We start from the raw sequence: 10,777 nt of genomic DNA, 5'->3' as shown, positions 1-10,777 counted from the left end.
CCGTCACCCCGTGGCCAGGGCCGGGTCGCTCACCCCGCTTGCGCCCGTCTCGACGTGGCCCGCGAAGCGGCGGAGCCATGAGCCGTCCGCCGCGGAGGTGACCGATACGTCGTACCAGCTCTTGCTGCCGCGCAGGTCCACCGTGTGCTTGACCGTGGCGCCCGGCTTTACGGTGAGCGTTTTCTTGGCGCCGCCGTAGGCGTTAGCGACCGTCAGCCTGTGGGTCTTGTCGCCCGAGTTGGTGAAGGTGAGCTTCAGGTTGCCGGATTTGGCGTCGTGGCGGGCCTTGGCCTCCGGGCCCTTCGCTTTCGCTCCGCCCGTGAAGCGGGCCAGGGTGCCGTTGGGGCCGTAGGCCGACAGGTCGTACGCGCCCTGCCCCTTCGCTGCCCAGGCACCCGACAGCGACTTGCCCGCCTCCGTCGTGTACGTACGCGAAGCCTCCTTCGACGCTCCGGCCGACGTCACGTAGAAGCACGCCCCCGCCTTCGCACCGCCCGTGAAGCTCAGCTTCACCTCGCCCTTCGCCGCGTCCACAGACGCGTCGATCACCGGCGCGTACGGCAGCGGACGCGTCGGGCGGCTGCCCGACTCCTGCTTCGGCATCGACGGGTCGGCCGGCGGGGTGAAGGGGAAGTCCGGGTGGCGGTTCTTGTCCGGGGGTTCGTACGCGTCCGTCGGCGGCAGCTCCGCCGGGTCCGTGTCGTGGACCGAGAAGTCGAAGGCCGAGGTCAGGTCGCCCGCTACCGCCCGTCGCCAGGGGGTGATGTTCGGCTCCTCCACCCCGAAGCGGCGCTCCATGAACTGCACGATCGACGTGTGGTCGAAAGTCTCCGAGCAGACATAGCCACCTGTCGACCACGGGGACACGACGAAGGTCGGCACCCGCGGGCCGAAGCCGAAGGGCCCCTTCGCCGTGTAGCCGGCCACCCCGCCCGTGTAGTAGTCCTTCGACGCGTCCGCCGTCGACGCACCCCGCCCGTCGCCCAGCGGCGGGTGCGGGGGCACCACGTGGTCGAAGAAGCCGTCGTTCTCGTCGTACGTGATGAACAGGGCCGTCTTCGACCACACGTCGGGGTTCGAGGTCAGCGCGTCCAGGACCCGCGCTATGTACCAGGCGCCGTAGTTCGGCGGCCAGTTGGCGTGCTCGCTGAAGGCCTCCGGGGAGACGATGTACGAGATCGCGGGCAGCTTGCCCGCCTTCACGTCCGCCGTCAGCACGTCGAAGTAGCCGTCGCCCGCCTTGGCGTTCGTGCCGGTACGGGCCTTGTCGTACAGCGGGTCGCCCGGTGCCGCGCCGCGGTAGCTGTTGAACCACAGCAGCGAGTTGTCGCCGTAATTGCCGCGGAAGGCGTCGTCGATCCAGCCCCACTTGCCGGCCGCGTCCAGGCCGTCGCCGATGTCCTGGTAGACCTTCCACGACACCCCCGCCTTCTCCAGGCGCTCGGGGTACGTCGTCCAGCCGTAACCCGCCTCCTCATTGCCCATCACCGGGCCGCCGCCCGTGCCGTCCTGGCCGTTGCTGCCGGCGAACATGAAGTAGCGGTTCGGGTCCGTGGCCCCGATGAACGAGCAGTGGTACGCGTCGCAGATCGTGAACTTGTCGGCGAGCGCGTAGTGGAAGGGGATGTCGGCGCGGTTCAGATACGACATCGTGGCCGGGGACTTCGCCGCGATCCAGTTGTCGTACGCGCCGTCGTTGAAGGCCGCCTGGCCGCCGGCCCAGTCGTGGTTGAGGCCCTGCAGGTACTTCATCCCCAGGTCGTCCGCCGCGGGGCGGAACGGCAGCACCTCCTTGCCGCCGCCGTCCGCCTGGTGCCACACGCTCTTGCCCGAGGGCAGCGTCACCGGGCGCGGGTCGCCGAAGCCGCGGACGCCGCGGAGCGGGCCCAGATAGTGATCGAAGGACTCGTTCTCCTGCATCAGCACGACGATGTGTTGTATATCCGAGATGTCCCCGGAAACGCGCTTGGCGGGGATGGCCGCCGCGCGGTCGATGCTGGAGGTCAACGCCGCGAGGGCGGCGGTGCCGCCGGCCAGCTGCAGGAAGCGGCGGCGGTCGAGTGAGGATGACATGGAGAGGGTGACCTCCTGGGAGCGGTGGGGTGCGCCGGACCAAGCTGCTCTTAGCACCGGTCACTTGCGTGACGGTGGTACGAAGCAGAAACGTACCGGCGGTAAAGATTGACGTGCCAGTGCGCGATCGTGATCGATTCAGCTACGTAATGAGCAAGTGGGAGCAGTGGGGGCATCTGCGCATAGCGGTTGATGTCGTCGGGTATTGCTGCGGCATATGCGACCGACACGGGCACCCAGCCCCACCTGGATCCAGCTTCGTGAGAGGACTGCATGCGCATCCTGTTGATCGCCAGTGCGTACAACAGCCTCAGTCAGCGCGTGGAGGCCGAACTCGGCGACCGCGGGCACCAGGTCCGCTTCCGGGAAGCCGCCGGCGAGCGAGCGCTGTGCCGGGCGGTCGAGGAGTACGACCCGCATCTCGTCATCGCCCCGATGCTCAAGTCCGTCATCCCCGCGGAGATCTACAAGAGCCGGGTCTGCCTGGTCGTCCACCCGGGCCCGATGGGCGACCGCGGCCCCTCCGCGCTCGACTGGGCCGTCGACGGCGGTGAGCGGCGCTGGGGCGTCACCGTGCTGCAGGCCGCCGAGGAGATGGACGGCGGCGACATCTGGGCCACGGTCGGCTGCGAGCTGCCGCCGCGGGCGAAGAGCGACCTGTACCGGGGCGAGATCGCCGACGCCGCCTTACAGGCCGTGCATCTCGCGGTGGAGCGCTATGCGTCCGGGCAGTACGTGCCCGAGCCGCTGGACTACACCCGGCCCGACGTGCGCGGGCGGGCGCGCCCGTACTTCAAGCAGGACCGGCGGCGCATCGACTGGGCCGCCGATGACACGGCGACCGTGCTGCGCAAGCTGCGCGCCGCCGACTCCTTCCCCGGGGTGCTCGACGAGATCGGCGGGCTGGAGTACTTCCTGTACGGCGGGCACGCCGAGGACGAGCTGCGCGGGCGGCCCGGGCGGCTGCTCGCCCGCCGGGCGGGCGCGGTGTGCCGGGCCACGACCGACGGGGCGGTGTGGCTGACGCAGCTGCGGCCGCGGCGGATGCCCGACGGGCCCGCCACCTTCAAGATGCCGGCCGAGCTCGCCCTCGGACATGCCGCGCGGCTGCTGCCGGAGGTCCCCGCGCCGCTCGAACTGCCCGCCGGGCGCCGCACCTGGACGGACATCCACTACCGCGAGCACGCCGGCGGCCGGGTCGGGGTGCTCGGCTTCTCCTTCCCGGCGGGCGCCATGTCGACAGGGCAGTGCCGCCGGCTCCTGGCCGCGTACCGGCACGCGCTCACCCGCCGCACCAAGGTGCTGGTGCTCGGCGGCGAGCGGGACTTCTTCTCCAACGGCATCCACCTCGGCACCATCGAGGCCGCCTTCGACTCGGCGGCGGAGTCCTGGGACAACATCAACGCCATGAACGATCTGGTCCAGGCGGTCCTGGAGACCACCGACCGGCTCACCGTCGCCGCGCTCGGCGGCAATGCGGCGGCCGGCGGGGTGATGTTCGCGCTCGCCGCCGACGAGGTGTGGTGCCGGCAGGGCGTGACACTGAACCCGCACTATCGGCGGATGGGGTTGTACGGCTCGGAGTACTGGACGTACACGCTGCCGCGCCGGGTCGGCTGGGAGCAGGCGCATCTGCTGACCGAAGACGCGGTGCCGGTGAGCGCCAGCCGGGCGCGGCACCTGGGGCTGGTGGATCACGTACTCCCGGCCGCGCCGGAGGAATTCACGGGTGCGGCCGCGGACCTGGCGGAGGCGGTCGCGGCGTCGCGGCATCTGGCGGAGCGGCTGCGGGAGAAGCGGCGGCAGCGGGAGCGGGATGAGTCGATAAAGCCACTGGCGTGGTACCGGTCCGGGGAACTGGCCCGGATGTGGCACAACTTCTACGGCGAGGACACCTCGTACCACGACCTCCGCAGCGCCTTCATCCGCAAGCAGCGCGCCTCCGATCCGGCGGTCACCCGCAGCTAGCGGAGGCGGAGGCTCCGCTCTAGGGTGCGACCATGCCCGACCTCCCCGATGTGGTGCTGTGGTCCATACCGGCCTTTCTCGTGCTCACCCTCGCGGAGGTGATCAGCTACCGGCTGCACCCCGACGAGGACGCCGCCGGGTATGAGGCCAAGGACGCCGTCACGAGCATGACGATGGGGCTCGGCAGCCTCGTCACCGACCTGCTGTGGAAGATCCCGGTCGTCGCGATCTATGCCGCCTGCTACGAGCTGACGCCGCTGCGGGTGCCGGTGGTCTGGTGGGTTCTGGCGCTGACGCTGCTCGCGCAGGACTTCTGCTACTACTGGTCGCACCGCGGGCACCACGTCATCAGGCTGCTGTGGGCCTGCCACGTGGTGCACCACTCCAGCCGGAAGTTCAACCTCTCCACGGCGCTGCGCCAGCCGTGGACCTCGGCGACGTCGTGGCCGTTCTACCTGCCGATGATCCTGTGCGGGGTGCATCCGGCGGCGCTGGCGTTCTGCTCGTCCGTGAGCCTCGTCTACCAGTTCTGGATCCACACCGAGCGCATCGGCCGGCTGCCGCGGCCGGTGGAGTACGTCTTCAACACGCCGTCGCACCATCGCGTCCACCATGCCTCCCAGGGCAGCTACCTGGACCGCAACTTCGGCGGCATCCTGATCGTCTGGGACCGCCTCTTCGGCTCCTTCGAGCCGGAGGGGGAGCCGTGCGATTACGGGCTGACGAAGAACATCGCCACGTACAACCCGCTGCGGGTCGCCACGCACGAGTACGCGGCCATCGCGCGGGACGTGCGGGCGGCGGCGGACTGGCGGGAGCGGGCGGCGTACGTCTTCCGCGGGCCGGGCTGGGCCGCGGCGGCGGGCGGCCGGGCCGATGGCGGTACGGCTCCCGTCCCGCCCGCGGCCATACCGCCGCATCCCGCCGGCGGTCAGGCGCGGCACCAGACGCCGGCGCAGCCGCGGTGATCAGCGCCCTCCGCGCCCTCGCTCTCCGCGCCTTCGCTCTCCCCGCCTTCGCCGCAGTGGCCGCACTGCATCTGGCAGCGCTGCTGCTCGGCCAGGAGTCGCTGGCGCACGTGACCAAGCCCGCGCTCATGCCCCTGCTGGCCGCGTACGTGGCGCTGCGGGGCGGGCCGCGGCTGCTGGTGGCCGGGCTGCTCTGCGGCGCCGCCGGAGACGTGCTGCTGCAGATCGGCGGCCCGGCGTTCCTCGTCGGAATGGGCGCCTTCGCGGCCGGACACTGCTGCTATCTGGCGCTGTTCAGGGCCCGCGGCCACCGCCCGCACCGCGCCGTCCTGTTCGGGTACGCCGCCGTCTGGGCCGTCACCCTCGCCGCCCTCTGGCCGGGCCTCGACCCGGCCATGCGCGGCCCGGTCGCCGCGTACAGCCTGCTGCTCGCCGCCATGGCGTGCGCGGCGAGCGCGGCCGGAACGCGAGCGGGTGCCGGAGGGGCGCTCTTTCTCCTCTCCGACACCCTCATCGCGACCCGGCTCGCCGACTGGTCACAGCCGCCGGCGGCCGGGTTCTGGGTGATGCTGACCTACCTGGCCGCGCAATACCTGCTCGCGACCGGCATGCCCGAGGCCGTAAGGCCTCAGCGCACCGCGTCCAGCGCGTCCACGATGCCCCTGCCGTAGAAGCCGTTCGACTTCTTCGAGCCCTCGCACTTGGAGTCCTCGACCCCGTTGCCGTCCGGGTCGTAGAAGTCCGGGCAGCCCGGGTTGTCCGCCTGGGCCTTCAGCAGGGCCTGCAGCAGCGGGCCCTTGGCGTACGGGTACTCCGACTTGAGCAGCGCGGCCACGCCGGCCACGTGCGGGCTGGCCATCGACGTGCCGGCCAGGAAGGCGTACTTGTTGCCCGGCATGGTCGACAGGATGCGGCCGTTCTTCGACGGGGTGTCCGGGACCTGGAACTTGTCGCCGCCCGGCGCCGCGACGTCCACCCAGCCCTTGCCGTACGTGGAGTACTCGGACTTCAGGTCCTGCACCCCGGTCGCCGACACCGTCACCACACCGGGCAGCTGCGTCGGCACGTCGAAGCACTCCGACGGGTCGATGGTGCGCTCCACCGGCGTCGTGTCGTCCGGCGAGGAGTCGTCCACGATCGAGTCCGCGTCGAGGTCGTGGTTGGAGTTGCCGGCCGAGGCGATGTTCAGCAGGCCCTTCTTCTGCGCGTACGCCGAAGCCCGGCCGACCGCGTCGACGATCGCGCGCTGGTCCGGGTCGTCCTTGCAGTTGTAGAGCCACGGGTCCACGTAATAGCTGTTGTTGGTGATCTCGATGCCGTGGTCGGCCGCGAAGACGAACGCGCAGACCACCGACTCCGGGAAGAACAGCTGCGTGTCCGGCTCGGACACCTTGATGGACGCCACCTTCACGCCGGGCGCCACACCGGCCACGCCGACGCCGTTACGCGCCGCCGCGACCTCGCCCGCCACGTGCGTGCCGTGGTAGGCGTCCTCGGTGTACGGCCGCCAGGCGCCGTCGCTCGTATCCGCGACGCCGCCGACGCAGTTCGCGGACTGCGACTTGCTGAAGTTGGGCGCCAGGTCCGGGTGGGTGTCGTCGACGCCGGTGTCGATGACGCCGACCGTGACCTTCTTGCTGCCCGGGTTGATTTTGTTCGCCTTGTCGGACTTGATGGCGCGCAGGTCCCACTGCTCGGGCTCCAGCGGCTCCTGGTCCGCCGCGGCCTTGGGGGCGTCCTTGACCGAATACGGCTTCGGTGCGCCCTCCTTGTCCTCGTGCGTCCACGCCGGCTTCAGCGGCGCCGTACGGGCCGCACCCGCCGAGTCCACGCCGCGCACCTTGCGCAGCTGCTCGGCGAAGTCGGCGTTGGCCGAGTGCACGATGAACACGCCTATCCGCTCATAGGCCTTCACCAGCTTCCCGTCCGCCGCCGATATCGCCTTGGTGACCCGGGCTGTCGTCCCGCGGTCGGTGTCGGCGTTCACGAGGTAAGGCAGCGTGTCACCGGCCGCCTTGGCGTCCGCGGCTGCCACCGCCGCGTCGCGGGCCGTGTCGGCGGAGGCCGAGCCCGGCAGGAAGCCGAGCGCGGCCGTCAGAGCGAGCCCGGTGGACGCCGCCGCAATGCGCGTCCACCGAGGTCTGGGATGGGTCATGGGGTCTCCAGATCATCCGTCAGGTCCGACCGCAGGTCTCCCTCCCGCGGTCGGGTACATGGCAACGGAAGTTATCGCTGATCACGGTCCGCCATCAATACGCAACTTGAGGGTCGATTTCCTGTGCAGCCACCTTTTGGATCAGCTGGCGCACCCGTAACATGCGCGGACCAGGGTTGTGATGCAGCTCACGAATGTAAGGGTGCTGTGAACGTCCGCAACCCCGTCCCCTTGATCACCAGGAGAGACCGTGGCATCCGCACCACCCCCAGGAAGCATCCCCAAGCAGCCGGGACCGGGGCGCTATACGGCGGTGCAGCGGAGCGAGGAGTTCGGCGCGCTGCGTCGCGCCCACCGCTCCTTCGCCTTCCCGCTCACCGTGGCGTTCGTCGTCTGGTACCTGGCCTACGTACTGCTGTCCGTCTTCGCGACCGACGCCATGGGCACGAAGGTCGTCGGCAATATCAACGTCGCCTTCGTCCTCGGCGTACTGCAGTTCGTCACCACGTTCCTCATCGCGTGGTGGTACTCCCGGCACGCCGCCGCCAAGATCGACCCGAAGGCCGAGGCCATCAAGGCCAGCGTGGAGAGCGAGAGCGACGCAGTGGAGCGTGACGCATGAGTACGACCTTCACCCTGGCCATTGAGGCCAAGGAGCACCGCCCGCTCATCATCTCGCTCTTCTCGCTGTTCGTGGCCGCGACCCTCGCCATCACGGTCTGGGCCGGCCGCAAGACCAAGGACGCCACCGACTTCTACGCCGGCGGCCGCTCCTTCACCGGCTTCCAGAACGGCCTTGCCATCTCCGGCGATTACATGTCGGCGGCATCCTTCCTCGGCATCGCGGGCGCCATCGCGCTGTCGGGCTATGACGGGTTCCTTTACTCGATCGGCTTCCTGGTCGCCTGGCTGGTGGCGCTGCTGCTGGTCGCCGAACCGCTGCGCAACTCCGGCCGGTTCACCATGGGCGACGTGCTGGCGTACCGGATGCGCCAGCGCCCGGTCCGTACCGCCGCGGGTGTCTCGACGATCGTCGTCTCGATCTTCTATCTGCTGGCGCAGATGGTCGGCGCGGGCGCGCTGGTGGCGCTGCTGCTCGGCATCACCGGGGACGCGGGCAAGAACCTGATCGTCGTCCTCGTCGGTGTCATCATGATTCTTTACGTGACGATCGGCGGCATGAAGGGCACCACCTGGGTGCAGATCGTCAAGGCCGCGCTGCTGATGACCGGCGCGCTGCTGCTCACGATCATGGTGCTGGCGAAGTTCGACTTCAACATCTCCGACCTGCTCGGCACCGCCGCCGAGAAGAGCGGCCATGGTGCGGCCTTCCTGGAGCCCGGCCTGAAGTACGGCGTCTCGACCACGTCGAAGATCGACTTCATCTCGCTGGGCATCGCGCTGATCCTCGGTACGGCGGGCCTGCCGCACATCCTGATCCGCTTCTACACGGTGCCGACGGCCCAGGTGGCCCGTAAGTCCGTGCTCTGGGCGATCGGCCTGATCGGCGCCTTCTACCTGATGACGATCGCCCTCGGCTTCGGCGCGGCGGCGCTGGTCGGGCCGAAGGAGATCACAGAATCCAATCCGGCGGGCAATACGGCGGCACCACTGCTCGCCTACGATCTCGGCGGCGGAGACGGCAGCGCCTGGGGCGCGATCCTGCTGGCGGTGATCTCGGCGGTCGCCTTCGCGACGATCCTCGCGGTGGTCGCGGGCCTGACGCTGGCCTCCTCGTCGTCGTTTGCGCACGACATCTATGCCAACGTCATCAAGCGCGGCAAGGCGAGCGAGAAGCAGGAGGTCGGCGCCGCCCGTATCTCCGCGGTGCTGATCGGCGGCGTGGCGATCGGCCTCGGTGTCTTCGCCGGCAAGCTGAACGTCGCGGGTCTGGTGGCGCTCGCCTTCGCGGTGGCCGCCTCGGCGAACCTGCCGACGATCCTCTACAGCCTCTTCTGGAAGCGCTTCAACACCAACGGCGCACTGTGGTCGATCTACGGCGGCCTGATCACAGCGGTCGGCCTGGTGCTCTTCTCGCCGGTCGTCTCCGGCAAGGAGACGTCGATGTGGCCGGACGTGGACTTCCACTGGTTCCCGCTGGAGAACCCGGGGCTGATCTCCATCCCGATGGGCTTCCTGCTGGGCATCGTCGGCTCGCTCCTGTCCAAGGACGAGGACCCCGACGGCGAGAAGTTCGCCGAGCTCGAGGTCCGCTCCCTGTCCGGGGCGGGCGCGCACTAGGCGGCTCCGCCGCAGGTGCGGGCGGGCGGCACCGCGAGGTGCCGCCCGCCCGGCTCTTTGTACAGTTTTCCGCGATACGGATATGAGGTTTCACCCGTGCCCGATGTCGGTGCCCTCGCGTAGGCTGCGAACTGTACGAACATCCATCTGAAGGGGCCGTGCACATGCTCTTGGACACGTTCGGGCGCGTAGCCACCGATCTGCGCGTGTCCCTGACGGACCGCTGCAATCTGCGCTGTACGTACTGCATGCCCGAGGAGGGCCTGCAGTGGCTCGGCAAGCCCCAGCTGCTCACGGACGACGAGATCGTCCGGCTGATCCGCATCGCGGTCACCGACCTCGGCATCGAGGAGGTCCGCTTCACCGGCGGCGAGCCGCTGCTGCGCCCCGGCCTCGTCGGCATCGTGGAGCGGGTCGCGGCTCTGGAGCCCCGGCCGCAGATGTCCCTGACCACCAATGGCATCGGCCTGGAGCGTACGGCCCCGGCGCTGAAGGCCGCGGGCCTGGACCGGGTCAATGTGTCCCTCGACACCCTCAGGCCCGAGGTCTTCCAGCAGCTCACCCGCCGCAAGCGGCATGCCGACGTGCTCCGCGGCATGGCCGCCGCCCGCGAGGCCGGCCTGGCGCCGGTGAAGGTGAATGCGGTCCTGATGCCGGGCCTGAATGACGACGAGGCCCCCGACCTGCTGGCCTGGGCCATAGAGCATGACTATGAGCTGCGCTTCATCGAGCAGATGCCGCTGGACGCCCAGCATGGCTGGCAGCGTGACGGCATGATCACGGCCGGCGACATCCTGGAGAGCCTCAGGACCCGCTTCGAGCTGACCGAGGAGGGCGCGGCCGAGCGCGGCTCCGCGCCCGCGGAACGGTGGATCGTGGACGGCGGCCCACACCGGGTCGGCGTGATCGCGTCGGTGACGCGGCCGTTCTGCCGCGCCTGCGACCGCACCCGGCTGACCGCCGACGGCCAGGTCCGCAATTGCCTCTTCGCGCGCGAGGAATCCGACCTGCGCGGCGCGCTGCGCGATGGCGCCTCCGACGCCGAGATCGCGGAGCGGTGGAAGGCGGCGATGTGGGGCAAGAAGGCGGGCGCGGGCCTGGACGACCCGACCTTCGTACAGCCGGACCGCCCGATGTCCGCCATCGGCGGGTAGCGCGCTACGCGTCTTCGGCTGCTTGCCAGTCCTTCAGAGCCACGACGTCCTTCAAGAACCCTCGCATGCTGAGGAACTGGGACAGATGCTCGCGATGTTCATCGCACGCGAGCCATGTCTTGCGGCGCTCAGGGGTGTGCAGCTTCGGGTTGTTCCAGGCCAGCACCCACAGCGCGGCCGCGCGACAGCCCTTGGCTGAACAGATCAGGGATTCCACG

9 protein-coding genes are annotated in these 10,777 nt (G+C 69.8%); 6 read left to right on the top strand and 3 right to left on the bottom strand.

Annotated features, from left to right (window positions below):
* Window positions 1–3: 3 nt before the first annotated feature.
* Window positions 4–2,073: a phosphocholine-specific phospholipase C gene (locus tag ACNNMR_RS08020; RefSeq protein ID WP_419993834.1), complete on the bottom strand. Its 2,070-nt coding sequence runs from the start codon at window positions 2,071–2,073 to the stop codon at window positions 4–6.
* 273 nt (window positions 2,074–2,346) lie between these two features.
* On the opposite strand from ACNNMR_RS08020, the gene ACNNMR_RS08015 reads away from it, so the two are divergent.
* Genes ACNNMR_RS08015 through ACNNMR_RS08005 form a run of 3 tightly spaced genes read left to right on the top strand, consistent with a single transcriptional unit; the run spans window position 2,347 to window position 5,680 of the window.
* Window positions 2,347–4,041, top strand: a complete 1,695-nt coding sequence (locus ACNNMR_RS08015) for a hydrogenase maturation protein (RefSeq protein ID WP_419993833.1) — start codon at window positions 2,347–2,349, stop codon at window positions 4,039–4,041.
* 32 nt (window positions 4,042–4,073) lie between these two features.
* Complete coding sequence (locus ACNNMR_RS08010) at window positions 4,074–5,009, top strand: sterol desaturase family protein (RefSeq protein WP_419993832.1); 936 nt, start codon at window positions 4,074–4,076, stop codon at window positions 5,007–5,009.
* On the top strand, window positions 5,009–5,680 hold the full coding sequence (locus ACNNMR_RS08005; protein ID WP_420000287.1) for a lysoplasmalogenase: 672 nt from the start codon (window positions 5,009–5,011) through the stop codon (window positions 5,678–5,680). Before ACNNMR_RS08010 ends, ACNNMR_RS08005 begins: the two co-directional genes overlap by 1 nt.
* On the opposite strand, the gene ACNNMR_RS08000 is transcribed toward ACNNMR_RS08005, so the two are convergent.
* Window positions 5,638–7,164: a S8 family peptidase gene (locus ACNNMR_RS08000; protein ID WP_419993831.1), complete on the bottom strand. Its 1,527-nt coding sequence runs from the start codon at window positions 7,162–7,164 to the stop codon at window positions 5,638–5,640. The genes ACNNMR_RS08005 and ACNNMR_RS08000 overlap by 43 nt on opposite strands.
* 250 nt (window positions 7,165–7,414) lie before the next feature.
* Between ACNNMR_RS08000 and ACNNMR_RS07995 the strand changes: the two genes are divergently transcribed.
* From ACNNMR_RS07995 to moaA, 3 genes are all read left to right on the top strand, one after another.
* Window positions 7,415–7,786 carry a DUF485 domain-containing protein gene (locus tag ACNNMR_RS07995; protein WP_419993830.1) on the top strand — a complete coding sequence of 124 codons (372 nt, stop codon included), beginning with the start codon at window positions 7,415–7,417 and terminating at the stop codon, window positions 7,784–7,786.
* Window positions 7,783–9,405: a cation acetate symporter gene (locus ACNNMR_RS07990; RefSeq protein ID WP_419993829.1), complete on the top strand. Its 1,623-nt coding sequence runs from the start codon at window positions 7,783–7,785 to the stop codon at window positions 9,403–9,405. The genes ACNNMR_RS07995 and ACNNMR_RS07990 overlap by 4 nt, the downstream gene beginning before the upstream one ends.
* Before the next feature lie 164 nt (window positions 9,406–9,569).
* Window positions 9,570–10,559 carry a GTP 3',8-cyclase MoaA gene (gene moaA / locus ACNNMR_RS07985; protein WP_419993828.1) on the top strand — a complete coding sequence of 330 codons (990 nt, stop codon included), beginning with the start codon at window positions 9,570–9,572 and terminating at the stop codon, window positions 10,557–10,559.
* Between the two features lie 4 nt (window positions 10,560–10,563).
* Here the strand turns inward: moaA and ACNNMR_RS07980 are convergent, their stop codons facing one another.
* The gene (locus tag ACNNMR_RS07980) at window positions 10,564–10,776 is read right to left on the bottom strand and encodes a hypothetical protein (RefSeq protein ID WP_419993827.1); all 213 of its coding nucleotides are present in this window, start codon (window positions 10,774–10,776) and stop codon (window positions 10,564–10,566) included.
* Window position 10,777 lies beyond the last annotated feature (1 nt).

Source organism: Streptomyces boninensis (genome assembly GCF_048572725.1).
Classification (GTDB): domain Bacteria; phylum Actinomycetota; class Actinomycetes; order Streptomycetales; family Streptomycetaceae; genus Streptomyces; species Streptomyces boninensis.
This window is presented reverse-complemented; position numbering and strand designations above follow the sequence as displayed.